This is a genomic window from Streptomyces sp. NPDC042002 (assembly GCF_055588305.1).
This window is the reverse complement of sequence record NZ_JBVJCT010000025.1, coordinates 27,425-53,748: the sequence shown is the minus strand read 5'-3', so window position 1 is coordinate 53,748 and position 26,324 is coordinate 27,425. Positions and strand designations below refer to the sequence as shown.

Genomic DNA, 26,324 nt, shown 5'->3' with positions numbered 1-26,324 from the left:
CGGGCCCCGACATGTCGACCACCACCTCACGCGGAGTCTCACGCCCCGCCCCTGCCGAGGCCACAACGCCCCGGCCGCGGCGGAGGCTTCGGGGCGGCGCCACCTTCAACTTCTGGCTCTTCACCGGCCCCTTCCTCATCGGCCTGCTGGTCTTCGTCTATGTGCCGATCGGCTGGAGCCTGTGGCTGAGCTTCTTCGAGGCGCGCTTCACGGTCACCCCGGACAAGTTCGTCGGCTTCGACAACTACCGGCAGATGCTGGAGAACGGCGACTTCACCGGGTCACTGGTGACGTTCACCGTCTTCGCCGCGTTCATCGTGCCGCTGACCTGGGCGCTCTCCCTCGGTCTCGCGCTGCTGGTGAACCGGCTGCGGTTCATGCGGGCGTTCTTCCGGTCGGTGTTCTTCCTGCCGACCGCGTGCAGCTATGTCGCCGCCTCGCTGATCTGGAAGATGTCCATCTTCAGCGGGGTCCGCTTCGGTCTGATGAACACCGTCCTCGGCTGGTTCGGCGTCGAGAACATCGCCTGGCTGGCCGACCCCGATCCGCCGTGGTACTGGCTGGTCATCGTGAGCGCCCGGCTCTGGCTCCAGGCAGGCTTCTACATGATCCTCTTCCTGGCGGCCCTGCAGAACATCCCGCCGGAGCTGTACGAGGCCGCCGCGATCGACGGTGCCCGGCCCGGCTGGCAGACCTTCCGCCACATCACCCTGCCGCAGTTGCGCGCCACCTCGACGGCCGTGATCCTGCTGCTCCTCGTGGCCGCCTACCAGGCCTTCGACGAGTTCTTCAACCTGCTGTCGAAGACCACCTGGGGCCGCCCGCCGCTCGTCGAGCTGTACTACACGGCGCTGGGCCAGGCCCAGGACTACGGCGCGGGCAGCGCGGGCGCGGTCATCCTCACCCTGCTGATCTGCGTGGTGACCCTGCTCCAGGGCACGTTCATGGGATTCGGACGCGGGGAGGAGACCGAGTGACCGCCGTCACCCCGGGCCGGAAGGCCCACGCCGCCGCGCCGGGGAAGCGCCGGCGGGACCGGGGCGGAGTCCTCGGCAGCACCGGCCTGTACGTCGCCACCGGCGTCGCCGGTCTGCTGTTCCTCGTCCCCTTCTATCTGCTCGTCCGCAACTCCCTGTCGACCGACGCCGAAATCACCGGCGAGAACTGGCAGTTCTTCCCCACCGACCTCAAGTGGGGCAACATCACGGAGCTGTTCGACGATCCCACCGTCCCCTTCGCCCGCTCCCTGTGGAACTCCGCCGTCGTCGGGGTCCTGCACACCCTCGGCACCCTGCTGGTCTGCTCGCTCGCCGGCTACGGCCTCGCACGGATCCCGTACCAGCACGCCAACAAGGTCTTCTACGGGGTACTGGTCACCCTGATGGTCCCCTCCGCCGTGACCTTCGTGCCGAGCTTCGTGCTCGTGTCGTCGCTCGGCTGGGTGGACAGTCTTCGCGGTCTCATCATTCCGGGGCTTTTCAGCGGTTTCACGTGCTTCCTCTTCCGGCAGTACTTCCTGGGGTTCCCGAGGGAGTTGGAGGAGGCGGCGCGCATGGACGGGCTCGGCTACTGGGGCGCGTACTGGCGCATCGTCGTGCCCAACTCCCTGAACTTCTTCGCCGCTATCGCGACCATCACGTTCATCAGCGGCTGGAACGCCTTCCTGTGGCCGCTGGTCATCGGCCAGGACCCCGACGCCTGGACGGTCCAGGTCGCCCTGTCCTCGTACATGACGAACCAGACCGTCAACTTCCATCTGATCTTCATGGCCACGGCCATTTCCATCCTGCCCCTGGTGTTCGTGTTCCTCTTCCTCCAGCGCTGGCTGGTCCAGGGAATCGCACAGACCGGCATCAAGGGCTGAACTAGGAGACGCATGTCTTTCCGCACCTCTCCCGGACAACCGGCCTCTCCCCCGTCCGCCACCGACTACGTCGAGGACGTCTCCCCCGGCAGCGGCGCCCTCCCACCGCGCGCCTGGTACGCGACCTCGGACGCCAGGTCCCTTTCCCTGAACGGCAGTTGGGACTTCCGGCTGTCGCCCACCGCCGACGCCGAGGACGACTCGTTCGCGGCCGAGGGGTACGAGCCCGGGGGCTGGACCGAGGTGCGGGTCCCGGGCCACTGGGTGCTGCAAGGTCATGGTTCGCCGATCTACACCAACCACCTCTACCCGTTCCCGGTCGACCCGCCGCGCGTACCGACCGAGAACCCGACCGGTGACCACCTGCGGCACTTCGACCTGCCGTCCGACTGGCCGGCGGACGGCGGTTCGGTCCTGCGCTTCGGCGGGGTCGAGTCCTGCGCCCGGGTCTGGCTGAACGGCACGGACCTCGGCGAGTTCAAGGGCTCGCGGCTGCCGCACGAGTTCGCCGTGGGCCATCTGCTGAAGCCGGGCGGCAATGTGCTCGCGGTCCGGGTGCACCAGTGGTCGGCGGGCTCCTACCTGGAGGACCAGGACCAGTGGTGGCTGCCGGGCATCTTCCGTGACGTCACCCTGCTGCACCGCCCGGCGGGCGGCGCGCTCGACTTCTTCGTGCACGCCTCGTACGACCATCACCGGGGCCTGGGGACCCTGCGCGTCGACTCCGACGTCGACGGGCGGATCCTCGTGCCCGCGCTGGACATCGATGTCGAGACCGGCACACCGGTCACGGTGCCGGTGCTGCCGTGGACGGCCGAGACACCCCGGCTGTACGACGGCGAACTGGTCACCGAGGGCGAGCGCGTCCCGCTGCGCGTCGGCTTCCGTACCGTCGCGCTCGAGGACGGTCTGATCAAGGTCAACGGCACGGCGATCCTCTTCAAGGGCGTCAACCGGCACGAATGGCATCCGGAGAAGGGCCGCGCCCTCGATCCGGAGACCATGCTCGCGGACGTGCTGCTGATGAAGCGGCACAACATCAACGCCGTGCGCACCTCGCACTACCCGCCGCACCCCGCCTTCCTCGACCTGTGCGACGAGTACGGTCTGTGGGTGATCGACGAGTGCGACCTGGAGACCCACGGTTTCACCGAACAGGCCTGGCGGGACAACCCCGTCGACGACCTCCGCTGGACACCGGCACTGCTCGACCGGGCCGCGCGCATGGTCGAGCGCGACAAGAACCATCCGTCCGTCGTCCTCTGGTCACTCGGCAACGAGGCCGGCACCGGGCGCGGACTCACCGCCATGGCCGAGTGGATCCGTGGGCGCGACAGCTCACGGCTCATCCACTACGAGGGCGACCCCGACTGCCGTGACACGGACGTCTATTCACGCATGTACGCCGACCACGCCGAGGTCGAGCGGATCGGCCGGCACCTGGACGGCGGCGGCCTGAGGCGACGTCAGCTCCCCTTCATCCTCTGCGAGTACGGGCACGCCATGGGCAATGGGCCGGGCGGACTCGCGGACTACCAAAGCCTGTTCACCTCGTACGACCGTGCTCAGGGCGGCTTCATCTGGGAGTGGATCGACCACGGCATCAAGGACGAGCGGTACGGGTTCGCGTACGGCGGGGACTTCGGCGAGGAACTGCACGACGGGAACTTCGTCTGCGACGGACTTCTCTTCCCGGACCGGACGCCGTCCCCCGGGCTCGTCGAGTACAAGAAGGTGATCGAGCCCGTCCGCATCGACGCCGGTGGCTCCACCGCCCCGTCCGAACCGCGCCGGGAACCCGTCACGGGCTCGGACGGCACCGTGCGCGTCACCAACGGGTACGACTTCGCGGACCTTTCCGCCCTGGCCTTCGAGTGGTCGTACCAAGTGGGCGGCGAGACCATCGAGTCGGGCCCGCTCCCGGTGCCCGCGCTGGCCCCGGGCGAGTCGGCGGACGTCAAACTGCCGACGCCGCCCGCGGACCCGGGGGGCGCCGGGGCGCGGTGGACGGTCCGGGCGGTGCTGGCCGAGGAGACGGCGTGGGGGCCGCGCGGCCATGTCGTCGCCTGGGCCCAGCTGCCGGTGACGGAGGCGGCCTTGCCGCGGCTCACGCCGTCCGGGGTTCCGGTGCGCGGCGAGCGGGTGATCACCCTCGGGCCCGGCACCTTCGACGCCCGCACCGGTGCGCTGCTGACCGTCGGCGGCGTCGAGGTCACCGCCCCGCGCCTCGACGTGTGGCGCGCCCCGACCGACAACGACAACGGCGCGCACTGGCAGCCGGACGCCCGCTACGGCCCGCTCTGGCGCACCCTGGGGCTGCATCGGATGCGGCACCGCCTGGACGGGGTGGAGTTGGGCGACGACGCCCTGACCGTACGGACCCGGGTGGCGCCCGCGGCCCGGGAGGTGGGCCTGCGCACGGTGTACCGGTGGACCTCCGACGGCACACGGCTGCGGCTGACCGTGTCCGTGGCACCGGAGGGCCACTGGAAGCTGCCGTTGCCACGGCTCGGCGTCCGGCTCGGGCTCGCGGGCTCCGCGGACCGGGTGACCTGGTTCGGCGGCGGACCCGGCGAGGGGTACCCCGACACCAAAACGGCGTGTATGACCGGCCGTTGGGAGTCGACGGTCGACGCGATGCAGACGCCGTACGTGCGCCCGCAGGAGAACGGCGCCCGGCCCGACGTCCGCTGGGCCGAGATCGGCGGCCTGCGGATCGAGGGCGACCCGGCCTTCTGGTTCACCGCGCGCCGCTGGACGACCGAGCGACTGGACGCCGCGGATCATCTGCCGGATCTGCGCCCCGGGGACACGGTCTGGGTCAACCTCGACCACGGCCAGCAGGGCATCGGTTCGCAGTCGTGCGGTCCCGGCACCCTTCCTCAGTATCAACTGCGGGCCGCACCAGCCGAGTTCTCGTTCGTCTTCTCGGAGATCCAGGACTGACCGCCGTGTACAGAGCACGGCCGGACGGCTCTTCAGCCGTCCGGCCGCGCTCGTGTGCGGGTCGCGTCCGTCGGACTCAGTGGCCGGCGCAGCAGGGCGTCGGGTCCGGTACCTCGAAGGGGACCAGGGTGCCGCCCGCGGCCGGCATCACCGCGAGGACCAGACGACCGTCGCGCCACTCCGGACGGACGTGCTCACGGGTGACCAACTTCGCCTCCGGATCGGCGCCTTCGGGCGAGCCGAGCACGGCGAGCCGGTCCACCGCCGAGACTTCCAGCAGCCGTGCGACGGTCATGACTCCGGTGAGGGCGTCGGCCCCCGGGTACAGGACGGCACGGCCACCCGTGCGGGCCATGTGCTCCGCGGCGGCGTGTGCGGCTCCGGCCGCGAGCTCGTCGGACCCGTGCAGCTCAGCGCCGAAGGCGACACCCGGGAGGGCACCGGGACCGGCGTCGGGACCGGCCCCCTTCTCCGTGAGCCGCCCCCGGAGCGCGCGGGCCGCACGCTCCGACGGCACGCCGAAGGACAGCGCCGTGTGCGGCCGCCGCCCGTCCCGTACGTGATGCGTGCAGCCCAACACGTCCTCACTCAGATCGAGTTCGGCAGCCAGCGCCCGCAGCAGGTGGTCGGCCTCCCGCAGGGATCCCGTATGACCGGTGTCGACTCCGACGACGTACCACTCGCTCACGACGGGAGGACCCACACCGGATTGGAGTAGAACCACAGGTCCTTCCACGGGTCGGCGTCGCCGAGGACGTCCACGGCCGGACCCGCCGGGTCGACCGCCGTGCCCCTCAGGCCGACGGCGGAACGGTTGCCGTCGGTGCCTCGCAGACGGACGTACACCGGACGGTCGACGGCGCCGAGGTCGTAGGTGAGGCGGACCGTTCCGGCCGACTTGTCCACCTCGTAGGACTTGGCGACCCGCGCGGTGGGAGCGGTGATCGTGTCCCGGTCCGCGGCCGCGCCCGTCACATCGCCCTGGATGACGTCGACGCGCGCCAGCTTCGGCACGAAGCCTGCCCAGTTGGGGACGCCGGCCAGTCCCACGTCGACGGTGAGCGTGACCCGGGTGCCCTTGCGCACGTGCAGCGCGCCGCCGAGGGTGGCCCAGCGGCCGCCACCCGAGACCCGGGCGTCGAGACCGCTGAGGAGCTGCCCGTGGTCGACCCACACCCGGCCGGCGCGGATGCCGTCCATCACGGCGGAGTACGAGAACCCGTCGGAGCCGACGTGCGTACGGCTGTACTGGCCGGGCCAGAAGTCGCCCTGCGTGAGGTCGATCCTGCCGCCGTAGACCGGGTCGGTGTGCCGGCCGTTGGCGTCGAAGTCGCTGTCCGGTCCGCCGCGTACGGCGGTGTCCGTGTAGACCTGGTGGGAGTCGGAGTTGGCGGTGATCCACCAGGGCTTGCCCTCGGCGAGGAGGCTGTCCCACAGGCCGCCGACGGTGGCGGTCATCCAGTCGAAGCCGCCCCAGGTGCGGTAGCTCTCCAGCGGGTACCCGGCGAAGGAGTTGGCGCTCGGGCTGTTGTCGTACAGACCGCGCGCGACACCCATGCCGTACGTCTTCTCGATACCGCCGCCCTGGTGGCCGGGCGCGCCCTCGAAGCCGACGGCGATCTGGTGGGACGCGGGGGTCGCGTCGCGCCAGGCGCGGATCTCGTGCGGGGAGTCGAGGCCCTTGCGGGCGGGGTGGTTGGCCAGCATCAGGATGTCCTTGACGCGGCGCCGCTGGACCTGCTCGGCAAGGAAGTTGAGGCCCGCGATGGCGAGCGCCTCGTTGGCGGGCGTCGAGTCGGAGGCGTTCTTGACGCTGCCGTCGTAGTCGGTCTCGAACTGCTTGAGGACCGCGACCTCGTTGCGGCCCGGGTGGACGAAGACGGTGCCGTGCTCAGCGGCCGGGATGTTCCACTCCAGACCCTGGAAGACGAGCGTGTCCTCGTAGGCGTCCCGGGCCTCCCGGATGTCCGGGTTGACCTTGTCCACACCGATCTTGGCGTGCGTCACGCTGCCGTGGTCGGTGATGACCATCCAGTCCAGGCCGTGCGCGGCGCCCTGCCGGACCTGGTCGCGGACGCGGTACTTGCCGTCGCTGCTGTACTGGGTGTGGATGTGGTGGTCCCCGGCCAGCCACAGGAAGCCGTCTCTCCGCCGGCCGCCCGTGGAGGCGTACGCGGGGGTGGCGGCCCCCGCGAGGACGCCGCCGGCGGCGAGGCCCGCGCCGAGCAGTCCCGCGCGGCGCAGCAGTGACCGGCGCGACCGCTGCTCGGGGGTGAGGGCCTCGTCGGGCACGGAGGTGTCGAAGGCGGCGGGCAGCGGGGTGCCCGTCTCCTCGTGGTCGTGATGGTGGTGATGGTGGTGCCCGTGCTCGTGTCCGTGCGTGTGCCCCATGACCGCCTCCTGAATTCCGCCCCGCCCCTGCGGGCGCGTCATGAGGAGATTCGGCGCGGAGCATGAACGGCGGGCGGCGCACTCGTGTTCGCCGGGCGACCTGGACCGGTCAACTGCCCTTACCCAAAGGCCTGTTGGCATTCCGGATGCCCGTTGCGTCAGGACTTCCGTGGAGTTGGCGGTCCGCCGGGACTAGGGTTCTGCCTGGGTTCCCTAGGAAATGGTCTGTGGCGAAAAGGTGGTCCTCATGGCTCGTGCCGGGCTCACGACCGAGCGGGTCGTGCTGGCCGCGGCCGAACTCGCGGACGAGATCGGCTTCGAGAACGTCACCGTGGCGGCCCTGGCCCGGCAGTTCGGGGTCAAGGACGCGAGCATGTACGCGCATGTGAGGAACCTGCGGGAGCTGCGCGAGCGCATCGCGCTGCTCGCGTCCGGGGAGATGATCGACCGGATCGCCACCGCCGTGGCCGGGCGGGCCGGCAAGGACGCGCTCGTCGCCTTCGCCGACGCCTATCGCTTGTACGCCCTGGAACGGCCCGGTCGCTACCGGGCCACCCACACACAGCTCGACCCGGCCCTCGTCGCCGGGACGACGACCTACCGCCGCACGGCCGAGGTCACGTACGGCATGCTGCGCGCGTACGGGCTGTCCGAGCCCGATCTGACAGACGCCGTACGCCTGTTGCGCAGCACCTTCCACGGCTACTGCAACCTCGAGGCCATCGGCGGATTCGGCGCCCCACGTGACGTCGAGACGTCGTGGAGGCACGCGCTGGACGCGCTGCACGTGGCCCTGGAGCACTGGCCCCGCGCGAAGGGCGAGGACCGGGCCTGACGCGCGCCTTTCACTCTGTGCCGGTGGGTCTGAGCGGGCCCGCCACCGGGTTGCTCAGATGCTGATGGATCACCGAGCTGCGGTAGTCGACGATCTCGGGTCTCTCGCTGAAGCGGTCCAGCAGGAAGGAGTGAAGCCGGTCGACGTCCGGGACGGCGACATGGACGAGGAAGTCCTCGCCGCCCGCGACGACGAAGACCGACAGCACCTCGGGGAGACCGGCCGCGTACTCCTTGAAGCCCTCGACGACCTCGCGGCTCAGCGGCCGCACCCGCACGGACAGCAGGGCCTGGACGGGGCGGTTGAGGGCGCGCAGGTCGACGGCCGCGTGATACCCGGTGATCACGCCGCGATTGCGCAACGCCCGTACCCGCTCCAGGCAGGTCGACGGGGCGATACCGAGCTTGCGGGCCAGATCCCGGTTGGTCTGCCGGGCGTCGCGCTGAAGGTGCTCCACGATCTCCGCATCAAGTTCATCCATGACCGCCACTCTTCCCCATCCACCGAATTGAATTCGGCAGATCGTCCGACGATCACACCTTCTGCCTGCTGCGCAGGCCATCGTCCGAACCACGTTCCCGGTCTCGGCGTCATTGTCAGTCCTCGCCTGTACGGTCCCGCCCATGGCTGAGAGACCGACTGCGAACTGGCGTCACGGCATTGCCGAAGAAGCGGAAGAGCTTGCCGCCGGCACCCTGGATCCCGAGTGCGCCTGCATGGCCGAACTGTTCCCCGATGAACTGCTCGCGGCCACCGACGCGGTCCTCGACACCTTCGAGGCCGAGATTCCTCGACCTGGCGACGCCGACGACGAACAGGTCCTCGCCGTGGTGGAACGCGTCGTCCTGGCCCTCAACGCGGTGAACGACGCGCACGACAGAGGGGCCTACGAGACCGGCGAGCGAGAGCAACTGTGCGACTACATCGACCAGTCGCTCACCGAGCACGGCGTCGACATCGTGGCACTGACCGCCCGCCACGGACTGGGTCGCTACGAGCTCACGGACGAGTGGCGGACATGGTAGGACCGCTCGTCAGTCGGCGGCCTTCAAGTGGCCGAGCGCGTCTCCGAGGCCGAGTTCGGTGGCGCCACGGGTCTGGAATCCCTGCTCGAACAGCTCAGCGGTACGCCGCCGGGTCTCCTCGCCTCGGACGAGTTGCTGGAACAGGGCGGCGTCCGCGCGTACTTCGGCAGGCGTCGGCAGGCTGACGGCGTTGACGGCCGACTTGGCCGCGATCAGCGCATCGCGGGGGAAGCCGCTCACGCGCGCGGCGACGCCTGTCACGAACGCGTCCAGTTCGGCGTCGGGGACCGCGCGATTGATCCATCCATAGCGTTCGGCGAGGTCCGCGTCGAAGTCCGACGACGTCAGCACGACTTCCAGCGCACGACCCCGGCCCATCAGCCGGGTGAGGTGCTGGATCGCGCCCGCGCCGGGGGGTGCCCCGATTCCCACCTCGGGCTGGCCCAGGACGGCGTTCTCCCGGGAGGCGAAACGCATGTCGCAGGCGAGGAGGAACTCACTTCCCGCGCCCCGGGCACGTCCGCGCAGCTTGGCGATGGTGACAGCCGGGAGCAGGCTCAGCTTGCGGAACAGCATTCCCAGGGAGGCGTCGCCGGGGCCTCCGGCCTTCGCGGCCTCAGCGGTGTACTCGGGGACCTTCGTCATGTCGACGTGCGGGAAGAAGAAGTCGGCGTCGGCACTGTCGAAGATCACCACGCGTGGGGCGGTCGGGTGCGACAGTTCCTCCAGCAGCGCGACCAGATCCCGCACGACCTCGGGACCGATGAGATTCATCGGCGGCGCGTCGAACGTGGCGGACAGGACGGTGCCGTCCAGCCTGGTCCTGATGGTTTCGTACGAGGCGGTCATCTCGGTCCTCCTGTCATCGAGGCCGAAGCTCATTGCGCCACGTCGGACCGCCCGGGGCTCGACAGTAGACACTCCACCCGGTTTCGTCATGCTGTGCCGCGCCGCACCAGTTCTCCTGATGGCCCTGACTTCGCGATGGGTTCAGCCCTGGACGACTGAGCGGCGGCCCTGAGGAATGATGCGCGCGCCGTCAGTGCCGTACGGCCTCGCCCGCCCGGACGGCGCGCAGGGCGCGCTCGACGGTCTCCTGGTTCTCGCCGACCGGAGCGACGTAGCCGATGACGTCGCGCGCGGCGTCCTCCCCGAGCATTCTGGTGATCACCCAGGTGGCAAGATACTGCGAGGCCAGGCAGCCGCCCGCCGTGGCGATGTTCCCCTCGGCGTGGAACGGCGCGTCCAGCACGGTGACATCGTGGGCTTCCACAAAGGGCCGGCTCTTCATGTCCGTACAGGCGGGCATGCCCTCCAGCAACCCGAGCCGGGCGAGCACCAGCGCGCCGGAGCACTGCGCACCGATCAGCTGTCGCGAAGGGGCGAGCGGCAGCCTCGCGATCAGCCGGTCGTCGGCGACCACCTCTCGCGCCTTCACCCCGCTCCCGATCAGCACGACATCGGCCTCGGTCACGAACTCCATCGGGCGCTGACCGGTCACCTCGACACCGTTCATGGACGTGACCATCGGCGTGGGTGTCGCGATGAAGGCCTCCAAGCCGTCTTTTCGGCACCGGTTGATCAGCGCCGAGGCGATGAAGCTGTCGAGTTCGTTGAATCCGTCAAAGGTGACCACGGCTACCTGCATGGCATCTCCTCGAAGCACGGCACGGGAGCGCGGTCTCTCAGGGCGCCGCACCCAGGTCACAGGCCAATCGGCGGTCGGTGGCCGCTCCGCCGACCCGATGTCAGTGTCGCCTGCTCTACTTGAACCCAGGATCCGGTGAAGGACTGAGGCCGACATGGGTGTGCTGTACGACTACTTCCACACGACCGACCACGCCACGGCCGTGCATCAGGCCATTGGCCCGGACGGCGACTGGCTCCGCGGGACGTCGCTGGAAGAAGCGGGCGCGGACTGGATCGACGCGAAGGGCCTGGACCCGAACGTCGTCCTGGCCAAACTGGTCACCTACGCCGAGGGCGTCCGTTTCACCGATCGGCAGGACAAGCCGGAACTGATCTGGCCCGACCTGCCGTACCCCCAGGGCGAGCCCACCGATCCCGACTCCCCCTGGAACTCGGGCGTGATCCTCCAACAACTCCCCGACCGCTGGCGGGACATCCTCGCCGACCTCCCCGAGGAAGCGGTCCCGATGGTGGCGGCACAGTGGTACGAGATCGAGGAGGTCGACTTCGCGGACTACCTCGCCGTCAAGGACGCAGTCGACGTGTTCATAGCCCTGGCGCGCCGGGCGCGGATGGCGGACGCCCACCTCTACTGCCGATGCAGCCCGTGAAACCGCCCGTGGGGTACCGGCCGCACCACAGCTGCCGTTACGGAGCGCGGAAGCGCTGAGCCGTCGTGCCCCACGCGTGCCGATCAGTCGGGGCGAGCGGGGACTCGGGGCAGCTTCACGCAGATGTTCGGCCTCGGCGCCGGACTGGCCATCCTCATCGACGCCGTCGCGGTACGCGGCGTCCTCGTCCCCGCCGCGACGCGCCTGCTCGGCCGGTCGGCCCGGTACGCGCCCGGGTTCCCGCGCAGCGTCCACGGACGATTCGGTCTCGGCCAGGGCGGTGACGGCTCTGTCAGAGGAGGCCCAGATCGCCCAGTTCCTTGTGCAGGTCCGCGCGCGGGTTGGCGGTGTCCGTCTGCGGGGTACGGCGGGCGGGAGCCGCCCCTCCGCCGTCGGATCGGGTGGGCGGGAGGGGGCGCGGGTGACGGTCTCGGAAGAGCCAGGCCCCGGCCAGGCCGCCGAGCAGGCCGCCGAGGTGTCCGAGCCAGCTCACCCCCGGCGTCCCGGGTACGGCCACGGTGAGCAGGTAGGCGAAGGAAGCCGCCATGACGACGCCGATCAGCGTGTCGATCAGGTGCCGGTCGAAGATCCCGCGGACCACGACGTAGCCGAAGTAACCGAAGATCAGGCCGCTGGCGCCCACCGTGTCCACGTTGCCTCGTTCGAAGAACCAGACCACGAGCCCACTGGTCACCGCCACGAGCAGGCTCAGACCGAGGAAGCGGGCCACGCCTCGGTAGGCGGCAAGGAATCCGAAGACGAACAGTGGTCCGGAGTTGCTCTCGATGTGCGCCCAACTCCAGTGCAGGAAAGGTGCGCTGAGGATGTCGGGCAACGTGCCGAAGTCGCCGGACACCACCCCGTAGTCCCGCGAGAGGGCGTAGTGGTCGGCGTAGTTGGCCAGTTGCACCAGCCAGACGATCACAAGGAACCCGAACATCACGAAGAAGGCCTTCCGCGCCTCCGCGATCATCTGCTCGGCGTCGACCGGGCCTCTGCCGCCCCGGTCCTGGTCCGACCCACCCATGGCACGCTCCCCGTCCCCCGGCGGATCCGTTTCCGCCTCACCCCGAACTCTAGGGAATCCCGGCGGAGCCGCTTCCGCTCAGGGCCCCATCTCCGACGGTTGCCTGTCGCACCACCACGGACGGCCCCGAGGACGTACCTTCCCGACCGGCAGAACCACCGAGCCCGTCGAACCGGAAGCTCGCCGTCTCTCCCTGGGTCCAGGTCACCGTCACGTCGTACGCCCCCGGCCCCCCGTCCTCGGGCGCTGTCACCCGTACGGACACCAGGTCCGTGAGCGGGAGGGGGTCCGGCTCGGCGGTCAGGCGGACGAGGGCTACGAAGAGGGTGGCGTCGTCCCCGGTGACGCCCTCCCCCGTTCCCGACAGGCCGTGCACGGGCAGGAGTTCGGAGCGTGCGCCGTCGCGCGCGGCCCAGCCCGTGACCCGGACCCGCGTCCCGGGATCCGCGCCCGCCACCAGATGGGCCCGCACCTCCACGGCGCCCCGCGCGACCACGAGGCAGGCGACCTCGATGCCCGCCGAGACGGTGTGCCGGGACGCCGCCCAGCCCTCCCCGACGCCCAGCGGCTCGATCCCCGTACGGCTCGCGTCGGCACCGACGATCACGCTGTTGTCGTACGACGGCGAGGGCTCCGTCACCGTCGAGTAGGCGAGCCGCGTGTAGAAGGGGTCGTAGCGGACGTCCTCGCTGCCGTGGTTGTGCAGGCGGACCAGACCGTCCGAAGTCGTCGACTGGAGAAGCCAGTTGGGCGGCCCGATCGGGGTGACGGCGTCGGCGCGCTCGGTGGGACCCGGCTCCTCCTGGACCGTCCAGACCGCGTGGTCCGGGGGCAGCAGCAGGCCGACGAAGGCCTTGCCGGCCCAGTACGGCGAGGCGGGGCCGGAATAGTGCTGCAGGAACGCCTCGTCGGGGCCGTGCCAGCCGAGGGTGAGCAGGCCGTTCTCGTCCACCGCGCCCCGGTCGAGGAAGTAGCGCAGGGCGCCCGAGGCGAGGCGACGGGTCTCCCCCGGGGACAGGGGCGTACGGCCGGTGAGCGCGCCCAGCCACAGGGGCGCGGTGGTCGCGAAGCGGTAGGTGAGCGAGCGGCCTTGGAGCATCGGAGCGCCGTCGCCGCCGAACAGGCGGGCGTAGTCGGCGAGATGGGATTCCAGGCGACCTGCGTACAGGTCGAGCAGCCGGGTGTCGTCCGCCAGCCACGCGTGCAGCACCGGATAGAGGTGCATGGCCCAGCCGTTGTAGTAGTCGAACTTGCGCCCGTGGCCGTCGGTGTACCAGCCGTCGCCGAGATACCACTGCTCGATGCGCTCCAGGCCGCGGTCGATCGCGGCGCGTGACGCCTTGGGCTCGTGTCCGATCTCCTGGAGGAATCCGCCGACCGTCACCGGGAACAACTCCCAGTTGCAGGGCCATGGTTCGGCCGTCAGGGCGTCGCCGAGCCAGTCGGCGGCCCGCTGCCGCACGCCGTCGTCCAGGCGGTCCCACAGCAGCGGCCGGGTCAGCCGCAGCGCGAGCGCGATCGACGCTGCCTCGACGAGTGGCTGACCGCGGTCCTCGACTCGGGGCCAGACGCCCGCCGTTCCGGCGGCCAGCCCCTCCGCGTACCGCTCCAGGACCTTCTCGTCGCGGCGGAAGCCGGCCAGCAACAGCGTGCGGGCGTAGCCCTCCAGTCCGTCGGAGAGCCTGCCGGACGTGCTCGTGTGCTTCCCGGGGAAGTGGTAGAGGGCTCCGTCATCGGTGGCGTACGGCGCGACCGCGGCGAGCAGCGAATCGGCGACCGCCTCCCAATGGGCGCGCGTGCAGCCGGTGTACGGGCTCAGGGAGCGGTCCTCGGAAGGTTCGGCGGGCGTCACATGGGCCTCCGGTCCGGGCTGCGCCGGGCGTCTCGGTACGCCCGGGCACCTCGTCATGCCAAGCGCCTGGGGGCGTCCGGGCATGGCCGAGGGTCGATACCTGGGGCGCCCCGGTTCCGGTCGGGACGCCCCAGGGACTCATCCCACCCTCACCAGAGCCCTCGGCACCAGATGCAGGGCGAGGAGTTCGTCGCGGACCAGGGCCGCGTACACCGTGGCGCCGTGCACCGAGGTGTGGGTGTTGTCCCGCTTCTCGTTGTAGAGGTAGATCGCCTTCGATCCCTCGACGCCGAGTGATTCGACGAGAGCCCTGGTCTTCGCCGTGAGGTCGATGAGCGGCACGTCCTCGGCGGCGGCGACGGCGCGGATGACGGCCGGATGGTCGACGCCCAGACCGTTCACCAGCAGTGCGGTGTCGTTGTTCAGGGTGCCGTCCGCGTTGAACCAGCGGCGGACGATCGGCGTGACGAGGACGGGTTCGCCGCCCCGCGCGCGTACGCCCGCGACCAGCGTTTCGAGGTTCGTACGGTACGTCGTCCCGTCGGTCGTCTTGTCGTTGTGGGCGAGCTGGATGAGTACCAGGTCGTGCGCCCGGATCAGCGGCTGGACGGTCGGGAAGAGGAGGGGGTCGGCGAGGTAGGTGACCGTACTCTCCCCGGAATCCGCGTAGTTGGCGACCGAGAGACCCTTCCTGAAGTACTGCGGCAGCTGCTGGCCCCAGCCGGAGTAGGGGGCGCCGGGCTGGTCGCAGACGGTCGAGTCACCGACCAGGAAGATCTGCCGGGTGCGCGTGCGGCCGTCCCCCAGCCGGGCGGGGCCGAGGTCTCGGAGGGCGGCCGGGGTCACCCGGATGTCCGCCAGCGCGGGCGCCGAACCGCCGATGACGAGGTCGAGGCCCGGTGTGCCCTCGGGGCCGGTCGGTTCGCCCTCGGGGGTACGGACGTTCACGGTGAAGCCGCGCGCCACGGGCCGGCCGGCCTCGGTGACGGTCTCGGGGAGCAGGGAGCGGCGGGTCTCGCCGCTGATGGACGTACTGGCCGCGGTACGGCCGCCGAGCAGCACCCGGACGTCGTACGTGCCCGGCGGGACGTCGAAGTGGCAGGCGGTCGCCGTGCAGTTCTCCATGCCCAGGGCGGGGCGCGCCGTGCGGGCCTGGGCCGGGGCGGCCGACAGCGCACCGGCGACGGCCATCGCGAGCAGCGGCACAGCGATGGTGAGACGTCTCATGTGCGGCTCCTCACGACGGGGCGACAGGGCGACAGGGCGACAGGGCGACGAGACCTGGCGGCAGGACGGTACCGCTCTTGGACAAGCGCTTACTAGAGGGAAGCCCGATTTCATACAACAGCCAACTTCCGCCGCGCGAAAGCCCTTTCGCGATGACGGTTCGACTGTCACTCTGCGAAACACCCGCACCCCCCACCTCTCCACCTCCCCACCCCGAAGGAGGCACCCCCATGTCCGGATCCCTGAACCGGCCGGTCCGACGCCGCGCCTTCGTGCTCGGCGGCGCCGCCGTCGCCGGCACCGCCGCCCTCGCCGGGCCGCTCGCGAAGGCCGCGTCCGCCGCGGCCTTCGGCTGGAGCGACGACGGTTCGAACTACGTCGTCGACACCGGCGCGAGCCTCGTCTTCAAGGTGAGCAAGACCAACGGCGACCTGACCTCGCTGGTCTACAAGGGCACCGAGTACCAGGGCTACGGCGGCAAGAACTCGCACGTCGAGTCCGGCCTCGGCACCTCCACCGTGACGATCACGCAGTCCGGCACGACGATCCTGGTCTCCGTCGCCTACGGCACGCTCAAGCACTACTACGCGGCCCGCAGCGGCGAGAACAACATCTACGTGTGGACCAACAAGGCCGACACCTCCGTCACCGCCACCCGCTACATCGTGCGCGTCAAGGCGGGCCTGTTCCTCAACGACGAACCGGATTCCTACACTTACGCGCCGACCGTCATCGAGTCCGCGGACGTGTTCGCGAAGTCGGACGGCCAGACCCGCTCGAAGCACTACGCGAAGCGCCGCGTCATCGACTACTCCGCGATCGGCTGGACGACCGGCGGTGTCGGCCTGTACATCGTCCGCTCCAACCACGAGAAGGCGTCCGGCGGCCCGTTCTACCGTTCCCTGCTGCGCCACCAGAGCACGGACGGCGGCGGCCTGTACGAGATCCTGTACTACGGCGAGAACCAGACCGAGTCCGAACGCTTCGGTCTCCAGGGCCCGTACGTCATCGCCCTCACGGACGGCGGCACGCCCTCCTCCTCGCTGTATCCGGGCACCCTGACCACCGCGTGGGCGGACTCGCTCGGCATCTCCGGGTACGTCGCGGCGAGCGGCCGGGGCAAGGTCGCGGGCGTCGGCATCTCGGGGCGCGACACCACGTACGCGTACACCGTCGGGCTCGCCGGCTCGGCTGCCCAGTACTGGGGTTCGGCGCGGTCCTCGGACGGATACTTCTCGATCGGGGGCGTCCTGCCGGGGACGTACGCCGTCACGGTCTTCAAGGGCGAACTCGCCGTCCACACCACCTCGGTGACCGTCACGGCCGGTGCCACGACCACCCTGAACACCATCGCCATCGCGTCCTCGAACGACCCGGCCAACGCGAGCGCGATCTGGCGGATCGGCGGCTGGGACGGTACGCCCTCCGGGTTCAAGAACGCGGACCTGATGACGTACGCGCATCCGTCCGACGTCCGGGCGGCCGCGTGGACCGGGAACGTGGTCATCGGCAGCGGCAGTGAGACCGCGTCCTTCCCGGCGTACATCTGGAAGGACGTCAACAGCGGTCTGCTCGTCTACTTCAAGCTCACGGCCGCGCAGGCCGCGGCCGCGCACACCCTGCGGATCGGGGTGACCACCGCCTACGCGAACGGCCGACCGCAGGTCACGGTCAACAGCTGGGTGTCGTCGGTCCCCTCACCGCCCACCCAGCCGAGCACCCGTTCCCTGACGGTCGGTTCGTACCGCGGCAACAACTACACGTTCACCTACAGCGTGCCGGCCAGCGCCTGGCTCACCGACACCAGTCAGTACAACGTGCTGAGGATCGACGTGGTGAGCGGTTCGGGGACGACGTCGTATCTCAGCGCCGGCACGTCGATCGACGCGCTGGATCTGCTGGCCTGAGGCCGGTGTCGGTGATGCCGTCGCTCAAGTGCCGCGCGTCCACTGCTGGTTGGCGCCGCCGTTGCAGGTGTACGTGATGAGCGGCGCGGAGTTGGCGGTGGACGCGCCGGACACGTCCAGGCACTCGCCGGACGCCCTGGCCTTGAGGAGCACATAACCGCCGGAGGCCGTCACCGACCACTGCTGGGCGGTGGCGCCGGCGCAGTTCTCCTGGGTGACGCCGGTGGCGTTCTCGGTCAGGCACAGGGAACTGCCCCGGCCCATCAGCTCGTAGTAGCCGCTGCCGAGGGACTTGAACCAGAACTTCTGGTTCGCCCCGCCGTTGCAGGTGTACTGGGCGAGCGCGACCCCCTGCCACAGCGACTGGTTGGGCACGTCCGCGCACTTGGCGGAGTGACGGGCCGTCAAAGTCTCGTAGGTGGCGCTCGTTCCGCCGATGGTCCCGGCTGCCGTGTCGACGGTGATCTCCGGGGACCAGGACAGGGACATCGTGGTCGTCGTCGGGAAGGCGAGCGGCAGCCAGACGTAACGGGAGTCGCTGACCGTGCCCCCGAAGGAGTCGCCCCAGCGGTCGCCCATGTAGAGGTACGAGGTACCCGAAGTCCCCTGCACGGGAAGGACGTACGCCGTCTGCGAGCCGTACGCCGTGGAGTCGCCGACGTTCGCCATCGCGGTCCAGGGGCCGGCGATCGAGGTGGCGGTGGCGTACTGCTGCTGGTTGGGGCTCCAGCCGGTGGCGGCGGAGGTCAGCATGAAGTAGACGCCGCCCCGCTTGAAGAGCGCGGGCGCCTCGCGGTGTCCGCCGTGCCAGGGGTCGGCGACGAGGGCCGCGATGCCGGTGTAGTCGGCGGTGAGCCGGTAGATCTGGAGGTCGTAGTTCTCGCGGGCGGCGGAGACCATGTAGCCGGTGCCGTCGGTGTCGACGAAGGTCGTGATGTCACGGGACATGTACTGACCGAGCGGCTGGAAGCTGCCTTGGTAGGTGTAGGCGCCGTCCACCGTGTCCGACACGGCGACGGCGGCACGCGCCTCGCTGTAGTCGACGCCGTTCTCCTTGTGCATCCACATGACGAACTTGCCGGTGGACGCGTTGTACATGACCTTGGGCCGCTCGATGTAGGCCGTGCCCAGCTCGGCGGCGCTCGACTGGGTCAGGACGTGGTTGCGGAACTCCCAGTTCTTCAGGTCGGTGGAGCGGTAGGCGTCGACGTATCTGAAGGTGTTGTCGGCGTTGCGGTTCTCGCCGAACCAGTAGTAGTAGCTGCCCACTTTGACGACTCCACCGCCGTGCGCGTGGACCGCGGCGCCCGAAGTGTCGCTGAACTGGGTGCCGTTGGTGATGGTCTGGGCCGCCGCCTGCGCGGGCCCGGCGGCGAGGAGTCCCCCGGCGACCGCCAGACAGAGGGCGGCGAGGAGGGCGTACACACGTCTCACCTTGCTCGTACCACTCATGCGGCTCGTAGAACTCGTGCGGTTCATGCGGCTCATGCGATGACCGTCCGTCCGGTATGCCGAACATTATCTGCGATTACGAACGCTGCCGCCGAAAAAGTAAGCGCGTACTACGACGAGGTCAACGGGGCGGACGGGACCGGTCCTTCGGGGCGGGGCTCGTGGGGCGGCCGGGACGGTCAGAGGTGCCGCTGGTGCTGGTGCCGTGTTGCCGGGCCCGCCAGGAAGCTACCGGGACGCCCCGCGACGAAGCGGCCTTACCGATCGGGGCCCTACCGGTAAGGGCCCACCGGCTCCGCGGAGTCATTGGCGCGGAGAAACCCGGCGAGCCGTGATCAGCTCGTGCAGGTAGCGCTTGGTGATGCTGCCTCCGTGCCGGTTCTCGATCAGCTCGGCGACGCAGTCGAGGAGTCCGCTGAGCGCGGGCGCCGGCAGTGCCCGGTGGTTGGAGTAGGTGCGCAGGACGTCGAGATAGGCCGCGGTCGTGTAGGTGATCTCCTGAGGGAAGCGCCGGATCTCGACCGGCCCGAGCCGGTCGGAGGCGTCGAGCTCGGTGACGTCCGAGACCACCGTGGTCTCGTCGGACAGGCGCAGATCGGGCGGTGTGCCGGGGTCCCAGCGTTCGTAGCAGCGCTGGGCACGCTCGAAGAACTCCGCCGAACCGCCCGCCACATGGTGGGTGGTGACCAGGGCGAGGGTGCCGCCCGGGGCGAGGGCGGCGGCCATCCTGGGCACGCGGACCGCGGGGTCGATCCAGTGGAAGGCGGTGGCGCTGACCGCCAGCTCGAACCGGTGGCCGGACGGGGGGCTCCACTCCTCGAAGGCGGCGACCTCGACGCCCGCGTCCGGGAACGGACGCAGGTTGCGCCGGGCCACCGCCGCCAGCGAAGGACCCAGTTCGACCGCGGTGATCCGCAGTCCCGCGCGGGCCAGCGGCACGGTCAGCTGTCCCGTTCCCGGGCCCACCTCCAGGACGTGCCCGCCAGGGGACACCCCCGCCCCGGTGATCAGGGCCTCGACCAGGGTGGGCGGGTAGCCGGGGCGGGCACTGTCGTAGAGCTCGGCGACCTCGTCGAACATGTCACGCAGCATGCGTCCAGGCTAGAGACCGGCCCGGTGCCTCGTCAGTGGTTCAGCTGCTCAGGTGTGCAGGTGTGCGGCTGTTTCAACTGTGCAGGCCCCAGTGCCCCCGGTGGACGACCTCGGCGACTCCGCGCCGGCGTTCCGCGATACGGGAGCCCTGCTCGGGAACGTCGTCCGACCGGTAGCCGACCGTGATGCCGCCGATCGGCGCGTACTCCTCGGGGACCCCGAACTCGGTACGGAACGGATCCAGATGCTCGGGCATGATCCCGAAGAAGCAGGCGTCGAGTCCTTCGTCCACCGCGCTGAGCAGCATCATGAGGGCGGCCATCCCCGTGTCGATGTACCAGTACGGGGCGGGCCAGCGGGCCTCCGCGCGGTCCCCCCAGCCCTTGTCCGGCTCGGCGTAACGCTCCAGGTAGGCCGCCTTGTGGGCGAGCGGCACGACGACCAGCGGGGCGTTCCGCATGGTGGGCGTCCGCTCGGCGCGGATGGGGACGAACGGCCAGAACCGGGCGCGGTCGGCGGGGTCGGTGAGCGCGAGGAACGCCCAGCCCTGGGAGAAGCCGGCCGACGGAGCCCGCAGCGCGGAGGCGAGGATTCTCTCCACCGCCTCGGGGGTCAGCGGTTTGTCGGAGTAGTGCCGGATCATGCGACGGCGACGGACCACTTCGGAGAACTCCATGTCACCTGATCCTGCCAGGGGCCGGGCCGGAGGAGACCGGGAGCCGTCAGGATCAAGCCTCGGTCACCGGCGGTCCAGCCGTCCGGCCGTCCGGTCGTCCGGCGGTCCGGTCGTCCGGCGGTCCGGTCGTCCGGCGGTCCGGCGGTCCGGCGGTCCGAACGTCAGCGGACCGCGGTCAGCGGGTTGTCGCGGCCCCGGCGCCGCGAGCGGCAGGAGTGGTACGAGCGGTATGAGTGACACCGGTCGCCGGAGACGCGAGCGCCGTCGGCCGCCCGCGACTCCCGCCGCCGGGCAGGGCAAGCCCCCTGTGTCTCACTCAGCGGGACGGCCGTTCGGCAGGTGGACCGTGCCGGGCGCGTCGCCCCGGATCGGCTAGCGTCGTGGCATGGCCAGCGACAACACCCTCACCCTCGCCGCCGCGCTGTCCTCCGGCACGGTCGTACTCGACGGAGGCATGTCCAACCAGCTCGAAGCGGCCGGACACGACCTGAGCGACGAACTGTGGTCCGCGCGGCTGCTCACGGACCTGCCCGAGGCGATCGTCGAGGCGCATCTCGCCTACTACGAGGCGGGCGCGGACGTGGCGATCACCTCCAGCTACCAGGCGACGTTCGACGGGTTCGCCCGACGCGGCATCCCGCACGAGCGGGTGGCCGAACTGCTCGGCCTGAGCGTCGAGTTGGCGCGCGAGTCCGCCCGGCGCGCGCACGCGAAGGGCGTCGCGCGACCGTTGTGGGTCGCCGCGTCGGTGGGCCCGTACGGGGCGATGCTCGCGGACGGTTCGGAGTACCGGGGGCGGTACGGGCTGAGCGTCGCGGAACTGGAGCGGTTCCACCGGCCGCGTCTGGAGGTGCTGGCCGCCGCCGCGCCCGACGTGCTGGCCCTGGAGACGGTCCCGGACACGGACGAGGCCCAGGCGCTGCTGCGGGGGGTGCGCGGACTCGGCGTACCGGCGTGGCTGTCGTACAGCGTGGCCGGTGACCGCACGCGGGCCGGGCAGCCGCTGGAGGAGGCCTTCGGTCTGGCCGCCGAGGCGGACGGGGTCATCGCGGTCGGGGTCAACTGCTGCGCCCCCGAGGACGTCGACGCGGCGGTCGCCACGGCCGCGCGCGTGACCGGAAAGCCGGTCGTGGTCTATCCGAACAGCGGCGAGGCGTGGGACTCCCGGGCCCGCGCCTGGACCGGCGGTTCCACGTTCACGGCCGCGCAGGTCGGCGGGTGGGAGCGGGCCGGGGCCCGGCTGATCGGCGGGTGCTGCCGGGTGGGCCCGGAGGCGATCACGGGGATCACGGCGACACTGCGGGCCGCGTAGGCCCGCGCGGCACCCCCGGGTTTCGGGCGCCGCACTCCGGCTCGCACCGGAAGGCACCATGCGGGCGGTCACCTGATCCCGGCCTGTCCGCGCCGGGAAGCCCGCGCGTGACGCGTACCCGGCCGTCCGAGCCCGCCCGCCCCAGGGCAGCCCGCGTCAGGGCGGCGCCCACCCCCCAGCCCCGGGACTCTGGGCACCCTCGGCTCACGGCCCCGGACTCGGCGCCGCCCTGGACCGCGGCCCGACTCACGTCCGCCCGGCGCCGCCCGAGCGACGGAAGCGTCGTACGGCCGACAGCGGTGTCGCGATGCGCGCGGACGCGTCAACGGGACGGCCGGACGTGGGCGGGCCCTCCGCCGAACCGGCCGGGTGGTCCGCGGGCTTGTCGGCGGACCCGTCGGCGGGCTCATCGGCTGGCTTGATCAACGGCTTGTCGGTGGGCCTTGTCACGGGCTTGGTCGCGGCTCTGGCCGATTCGGCTTCCCACAGGGCGAGTTCGCGGTCGCGCGGGCCGTGCACGGTGTGCGGGTCACCGGCGCCGAAGATCCGCACCGGGTGGGAATCGTCCCAGGCGGCCCACCCCGGGTCGCCGTCGACCGCGAACCGCACCCACGCGCCGTGCATGGCGTCCGCCAGCTCCTGCGGGGCGCCCTCGCCCGCGAGCTTCGCCGCATCCGGGGTGCCTGCGGTGTCGAAGACGAAGCCCAGCTCCAGGGCGTGGCAGGCACCGAGGTCGGGCACGTTGGACGGCCAGGCGAACTCGTAGACATGCGCGGAGGCCCGGCCCACGCCGGGGACGTCCGCGTCGAGGGACGCGGTGGGCCGGCCGCTGCGCGCGTCGGCGAGGCGGTGCAGCGGGACCCGCAGGAGATGATCGGTGATCATCTGCCCGACGAGATCGGCGGTGCCGCCTTCCGAGTGGATGGCGCGGTAGCCGCGGGGCACCTCGTGGCCGCAGTGGCAGCGGGCCATCGCACCGGCCAGGGCGACCGGGCCGAGCCGGTCGACGCGTTCCAGGAGCCCGCCAGGTACGAGCCACAGCCGGTACTCGTCGCGGGTCCAGCCGAGCAGAAGGCCGACGTCGGGCGCGGCGCCCTCGACAAGGGCCTCCAGCGGGTCGCGCGGCACGAGGTCGCCGTCGACGACGATGCCGAAGGCGGGGCCGCCGAGCACCGGACTGCTGAGTCTGCCCACGTCGGCCTGGGTGCGCAGGAGCAGGTCGCGGTCGACGGCGGCGAACGCCTCCGCCGTCGCGGGGATCCTCAGCCGGGTGGCCATCCTGCGCACCATCCGGCGCACCTTGTCGCGGTCGCTCGCCTCGGGCGGCCCACTCTGCAGCACAGCCCGGTGGAACAGGCCCTGGGCGCGCGGGCTCGCGAGCAGCGCGCCGATGCTGATGGCTCCGGCGGACTCGCCGAAGACGGTCACCCGGTCGGGGTCGCCGCCGAACCGGGCGACGGACTCCCGCACCCACTCCAGCGCGGCGAGCTGGTCGCGCAGCCCGGGGTTGGCGGGGGCGTCCGGGAAGAGGCCGTAACCCTCCACTCCCAGACGGTAGTTGACGGACACGAAGACGACGCCGTCGCGGGCGAAGGCACGCCCGTCGTACACGGGCACGGCCGAGGAACCGCGCGTCAGGGCTCCGCCGTGGATCCACACCATGACGGGGAGCCGGGCGCCGGGGTCCGGCTCCGGAGTCCACACGTTCAGGTTGAGGCAGTCGTCGCCGGGCACGACGGGGTCGCCGAGGAGCCGGGCGAACGCTTCGGAGTACGGCGGCTTCGGCGGCGTCGGCCCGAACGCGCCGGCCTCCCGGACGCCGTCCCAGGGTTCGGGCGGCACGGGCGGGCGGAAGCGGCGGGGGCCGAAGGGCGGGGCCGCGTACGGGATGCCCCGGAAGACCGCGATCCCGCTCTCGTACCGGCCGCGCACCGCTCCGTACGGGGTGGCGACCACCGGGTCCTTCGCCTCCGCCACCGGATCCACCGTGTCCACCGCCATCCGGGACCAGCTCCTCACCGTCGCGCGTCGTAAAGATCAGAGCACCACATCACTTCCCGGTATTCCTTCGGATGTCCCCTGTTCGGCCGATATCGCCGTGCGGAGCCGTACGGAGCCGTGCGGCTCCGGCCTTCGCGCCGGGTCCGGGCCGACCGGTAGCACTGGGCGGCGCGTTTCAGCGCGTCGGCTCAGGACCGGCGGCCGAGGGCCTCCGCGCCGCCCAGCGGATGCCGCCGAGCAGATGTCCGCGGAAGCCAGGGTCCTCGTACGCCCGTGCCTCATGTCCGAGCGCGGTGTAGAAGACCCGGCCCGCGCCCTGTTCCCTGCACCACACCAGGGGGTGGTCGTCGCCCATCCCCCCGCCCTCGTAGGAGGATTCGTCGGCGGAGGCGAGCACGCGCACCGAACCTCGCGGGCTGGAGCGGAAGTCGTACCACTCGTCCGTGAACTCCCAGACGGGCGGCAGGTGCTGGGTCGCGGGATGTCCGTGGTCCTCGACGAGGACCCTGCCCGGCTGGAGGTCCGGGTGCCGGTCGAAGCGGGCGCCGAGCAGGCCGCCGTAGTGGGGCCAGTCGTACTCCGTGCAGGCGGCGGAGTGCACCCCGACGAAGCCGCCGCCGCCCTCGACGTAGGCCGCGAGCCGGTCGCGGCCCGGCGGCGTCAGGACGTCGCCGCTCGTCGACAGGAACAGGACCGCCGCGTACGGGTCGAGGGGCGCCTCGAAGACCGCGGGATCCTCGGTGGCGTCGGCCGCGAAACCGTACGCGTCACCGAGGGCGCGCACGGCCGCGACGGCGGCCGGAATGGAGTCGTGCCGGTAGCCGGTCGTACGGGTGTACACGAGAACGCGAAAGACCATGCCCGGAGCCTAGGGCGGCCCCTGCCCCCGGCGGTACGGGGAACGGCCGCCGGGCAGGCGGGGCGCACGGGCGGGCTGGCGAGGCTGGCGAGGCTGGCGAGGCTGGCGGGGTGGTCACGGCAGGCGGCAGGCCTGGGCCTGGCAGGCGGGCAGCCGGTTCGGGCGGCAGGGCACGGCGGGCGGCCAGGCGGCAGGCCAGGCAGGGGCACTCCGCGCGAGGCAAGGGCGTCGAACGGCCCGGGCGGCCAAGGCAGGCCGGGCGGACACGGTGAGTGCAAGGTGTCCGATTCGTTCAAGACCGGGCGGGCCTCGCCCGCCTACGGTGACCGCATGACTCCACGATTCGATCTGATCGGCCTGGCGGTCTCCGACATGGCCGCCTCCCTCGCGTTCTACCGCCGTCTCGGGCTCGTCTTCCCCGAGGGCGCCGAGAACGAGCCGCACGTCGAGGCCGAGCTGCCCGGCGGTCCGCGCCTCGCGCTGGACACGGAGGAGACCATCCGGTCGTTCCACGCCGGGTGGCAGCCCCCGAGCGGCGGCGGCAGGGTGTCGCTCGCGTTCCTCTGCGACAGCCCCGCCGAGGTCGACTCCGTGTACGAGGAGCTCGTCGCCGCCGGCCACCACGGCGAACTCAAGCCCTGGGACGCCTTCTGGGGCATGCGGTACGCCGTCGTGCACGACCCGGACGGCAACGGCGTCGACCTGTTCGCCCGTCTGCCCGGGGAGCGGGACCCGGCACAGTAGTCCGGCACAGTAGTCCGGCACAGCAGTCCGGCTCCCTACCGGTTGCCGACCAGTTCACCGAGCGTCGCGCCCGCCAACTCCCTTACGTCTCGCGCCAGATGGGCCTGGTCCGCGAAACCGGCCCGGAGGGCGGTCTCCGCGAAGGGCACCCCGTCGCGGGCGAGGGCGAGCGCCCGTCGCAGTCGCAGGACGCGGGCCAGGGTCTTGGGCCCGTAGCCGAAGGCCGTGAGTGAGCGGCGATGCAACCGCCTTGCTCCCAGGCCCAGTCGGTCAGCGGTCTCGGCGACCGGGCGGCCCGCGTCCAGCGCGGCCACCACCTCCCGGAGCAGCGGATCGGGGGGCTCGGCGTCGGCCGCCCGGAGCAGCGCGACCTCTTCGAGCGCGTCCACGGGGTCGGCGGCCGCGTCGATCCGCGCGATGAGACGGCGCACCTCGGATGCGGGCCACAGGTCACTCGACTCCACGCGCCGGTCACGGAGTTCGTTCGCCGGTACGCCCAGGTACGCGGGCGCGGTGCCGGGGAAGAAACGGACGCCCGCCCAGCCGCCGGGCACCCCGTCCGGAACGAAGGACCGCGTGTCGGGACCGGCGACCAACAGCCGCCCCTCGGTCCACAGCAGATCCATGCAGCCGTCCGGAAGGACCACTCCCCGAGCGACCCCGGACTCGCCTCCGAACCCGGGACCAGACCCAGGACCGGGCGCCGGGCCGGGCAGGTCGCGGCTCCACACGACCGCGCCCCGTAGCCGGGACGCCCGTTCCGCGTACATGGACGCCAGGCTACGCCGGGCGAGCCCGGCACTCCGGGGGGCCC

The 26,324-nt window shown here is 71.2% G+C and carries 23 protein-coding genes; 9 read left to right on the top strand and 14 right to left on the bottom strand.

What is annotated here, in order from left to right:
• The first annotated feature begins 11 nt into the window (after positions 1–11).
• From ACZ6KY_RS29045 to ACZ6KY_RS29035, 3 genes are all read left to right on the top strand, one after another.
• Positions 12–977: a carbohydrate ABC transporter permease gene (locus tag ACZ6KY_RS29045; RefSeq protein WP_469313227.1), complete on the top strand. Its 966-nt coding sequence runs from the start codon at positions 12–14 to the stop codon at positions 975–977.
• Positions 978–1,063: 86 nt separating this feature from the next.
• Complete coding sequence (locus ACZ6KY_RS29040; protein WP_469313283.1) at positions 1,064–1,864, top strand: carbohydrate ABC transporter permease; 801 nt, start codon at positions 1,064–1,066, stop codon at positions 1,862–1,864.
• A 12-nt stretch (positions 1,865–1,876) separates the two neighbouring features.
• Positions 1,877–4,810 carry a glycoside hydrolase family 2 TIM barrel-domain containing protein gene (locus tag ACZ6KY_RS29035; RefSeq protein WP_469313226.1) on the top strand — a complete coding sequence of 978 codons (2,934 nt, stop codon included), beginning with the start codon at positions 1,877–1,879 and terminating at the stop codon, positions 4,808–4,810.
• Between the two features lie 76 nt (positions 4,811–4,886).
• Here ACZ6KY_RS29035 and ACZ6KY_RS29030 read toward each other — a convergent pair whose 3' ends face one another.
• Positions 4,887–5,498: a hypothetical protein gene (locus tag ACZ6KY_RS29030; protein ID WP_469313225.1), complete on the bottom strand. Its 612-nt coding sequence runs from the start codon at positions 5,496–5,498 to the stop codon at positions 4,887–4,889.
• Positions 5,495–7,201 carry a PHP domain-containing protein gene (locus ACZ6KY_RS29025; protein ID WP_469313224.1) on the bottom strand — a complete coding sequence of 569 codons (1,707 nt, stop codon included), beginning with the start codon at positions 7,199–7,201 and terminating at the stop codon, positions 5,495–5,497. The genes ACZ6KY_RS29030 and ACZ6KY_RS29025 overlap by 4 nt, the downstream gene beginning before the upstream one ends.
• Positions 7,202–7,448: 247 nt before the next feature.
• Here ACZ6KY_RS29025 and ACZ6KY_RS29020 point away from each other — a divergent pair, with 247 nt between their 5' ends.
• Positions 7,449–8,036 carry a TetR/AcrR family transcriptional regulator gene (locus tag ACZ6KY_RS29020; protein ID WP_469313223.1) on the top strand — a complete coding sequence of 196 codons (588 nt, stop codon included), beginning with the start codon at positions 7,449–7,451 and terminating at the stop codon, positions 8,034–8,036.
• A gap of 10 nt (positions 8,037–8,046) precedes the next feature.
• Here the strand turns inward: ACZ6KY_RS29020 and ACZ6KY_RS29015 are convergent, their stop codons facing one another.
• The gene (locus tag ACZ6KY_RS29015) at positions 8,047–8,517 is read right to left on the bottom strand and encodes an Lrp/AsnC family transcriptional regulator (protein WP_469313222.1); all 471 of its coding nucleotides are present in this window, start codon (positions 8,515–8,517) and stop codon (positions 8,047–8,049) included.
• A 142-nt stretch (positions 8,518–8,659) separates the two neighbouring features.
• Between ACZ6KY_RS29015 and ACZ6KY_RS29010 the strand changes: the two genes are divergently transcribed.
• Positions 8,660–9,061 carry a hypothetical protein gene (locus tag ACZ6KY_RS29010; RefSeq protein ID WP_469313221.1) on the top strand — a complete coding sequence of 134 codons (402 nt, stop codon included), beginning with the start codon at positions 8,660–8,662 and terminating at the stop codon, positions 9,059–9,061.
• Between the two features lie 9 nt (positions 9,062–9,070).
• On the opposite strand, the gene ACZ6KY_RS29005 is transcribed toward ACZ6KY_RS29010, so the two are convergent.
• Entirely contained in the window at positions 9,071–9,910 is an 840-nt protein-coding gene (locus ACZ6KY_RS29005; RefSeq protein ID WP_469313220.1) for an enoyl-CoA hydratase/isomerase family protein, read from the bottom strand.
• A 190-nt stretch (positions 9,911–10,100) separates the two neighbouring features.
• Positions 10,101–10,709: a DJ-1/PfpI family protein gene (locus ACZ6KY_RS29000; RefSeq protein ID WP_469313219.1), complete on the bottom strand. Its 609-nt coding sequence runs from the start codon at positions 10,707–10,709 to the stop codon at positions 10,101–10,103.
• Between the two features lie 154 nt (positions 10,710–10,863).
• Between ACZ6KY_RS29000 and ACZ6KY_RS28995 the strand changes: the two genes are divergently transcribed.
• Complete coding sequence (locus ACZ6KY_RS28995) at positions 10,864–11,361, top strand: hypothetical protein (RefSeq protein ID WP_469313218.1); 498 nt, start codon at positions 10,864–10,866, stop codon at positions 11,359–11,361.
• Positions 11,362–11,653: 292 nt separating this feature from the next.
• Here the strand turns inward: ACZ6KY_RS28995 and ACZ6KY_RS28990 are convergent, their stop codons facing one another.
• From ACZ6KY_RS28990 to ACZ6KY_RS28980, 3 genes are all read right to left on the bottom strand, one after another.
• Complete coding sequence (locus ACZ6KY_RS28990) at positions 11,654–12,388, bottom strand: rhomboid family intramembrane serine protease (RefSeq protein WP_469313217.1); 735 nt, start codon at positions 12,386–12,388, stop codon at positions 11,654–11,656.
• A gap of 49 nt (positions 12,389–12,437) precedes the next feature.
• Positions 12,438–14,240 (bottom strand): DUF2264 domain-containing protein, encoded by a 1,803-nt coding sequence (locus ACZ6KY_RS28985; RefSeq protein WP_469313216.1) that lies wholly within the window; start codon positions 14,238–14,240, stop codon positions 12,438–12,440.
• Between the two features lie 138 nt (positions 14,241–14,378).
• Positions 14,379–15,467: a rhamnogalacturonan acetylesterase gene (locus tag ACZ6KY_RS28980; RefSeq protein ID WP_469313215.1), complete on the bottom strand. Its 1,089-nt coding sequence runs from the start codon at positions 15,465–15,467 to the stop codon at positions 14,379–14,381.
• A 230-nt stretch (positions 15,468–15,697) separates the two neighbouring features.
• On the opposite strand from ACZ6KY_RS28980, the gene ACZ6KY_RS28975 reads away from it, so the two are divergent.
• A complete protein-coding gene (locus tag ACZ6KY_RS28975) occupies positions 15,698–17,374 on the top strand; it encodes a rhamnogalacturonan lyase B N-terminal domain-containing protein (RefSeq protein ID WP_469313214.1) in 1,677 nt (558 codons plus the stop codon).
• A 24-nt stretch (positions 17,375–17,398) separates the two neighbouring features.
• Here ACZ6KY_RS28975 and ACZ6KY_RS28970 read toward each other — a convergent pair whose 3' ends face one another.
• The 3 genes from ACZ6KY_RS28970 to ACZ6KY_RS28960 form a co-directional block, all read right to left on the bottom strand.
• The gene (locus tag ACZ6KY_RS28970) at positions 17,399–18,808 is read right to left on the bottom strand and encodes an RICIN domain-containing protein (RefSeq protein WP_469313282.1); all 1,410 of its coding nucleotides are present in this window, start codon (positions 18,806–18,808) and stop codon (positions 17,399–17,401) included.
• 321 nt (positions 18,809–19,129) lie between these two features.
• Positions 19,130–19,918: a class I SAM-dependent methyltransferase gene (locus tag ACZ6KY_RS28965; protein WP_469313213.1), complete on the bottom strand. Its 789-nt coding sequence runs from the start codon at positions 19,916–19,918 to the stop codon at positions 19,130–19,132.
• A gap of 73 nt (positions 19,919–19,991) precedes the next feature.
• A complete protein-coding gene (locus tag ACZ6KY_RS28960; protein WP_469313212.1) occupies positions 19,992–20,594 on the bottom strand; it encodes a nitroreductase family protein in 603 nt (200 codons plus the stop codon).
• Between the two features lie 385 nt (positions 20,595–20,979).
• On the opposite strand from ACZ6KY_RS28960, the gene mmuM reads away from it, so the two are divergent.
• On the top strand, positions 20,980–21,906 hold the full coding sequence (gene mmuM / locus ACZ6KY_RS28955; RefSeq protein ID WP_469313211.1) for a homocysteine S-methyltransferase: 927 nt from the start codon (positions 20,980–20,982) through the stop codon (positions 21,904–21,906).
• A gap of 246 nt (positions 21,907–22,152) precedes the next feature.
• On the opposite strand, the gene ACZ6KY_RS28950 is transcribed toward mmuM, so the two are convergent.
• On the bottom strand, positions 22,153–23,907 hold the full coding sequence (locus ACZ6KY_RS28950) for a carboxylesterase/lipase family protein (RefSeq protein WP_469313210.1): 1,755 nt from the start codon (positions 23,905–23,907) through the stop codon (positions 22,153–22,155).
• Positions 23,908–24,082: 175 nt separating this feature from the next.
• Positions 24,083–24,766, bottom strand: coding sequence for a ThuA domain-containing protein (locus ACZ6KY_RS28945; RefSeq protein ID WP_469313209.1), 684 nt, complete (start codon positions 24,764–24,766; stop codon positions 24,083–24,085).
• Positions 24,767–25,096: 330 nt separating this feature from the next.
• Between ACZ6KY_RS28945 and ACZ6KY_RS28940 the strand changes: the two genes are divergently transcribed.
• Positions 25,097–25,510 carry a VOC family protein gene (locus ACZ6KY_RS28940; protein WP_469313208.1) on the top strand — a complete coding sequence of 138 codons (414 nt, stop codon included), beginning with the start codon at positions 25,097–25,099 and terminating at the stop codon, positions 25,508–25,510.
• Positions 25,511–25,545: 35 nt separating this feature from the next.
• Here the strand turns inward: ACZ6KY_RS28940 and ACZ6KY_RS28935 are convergent, their stop codons facing one another.
• Entirely contained in the window at positions 25,546–26,280 is a 735-nt protein-coding gene (locus ACZ6KY_RS28935) for a helix-turn-helix domain-containing protein (protein WP_469313281.1), read from the bottom strand.
• Positions 26,281–26,324: the final 44 nt, after the last annotated feature.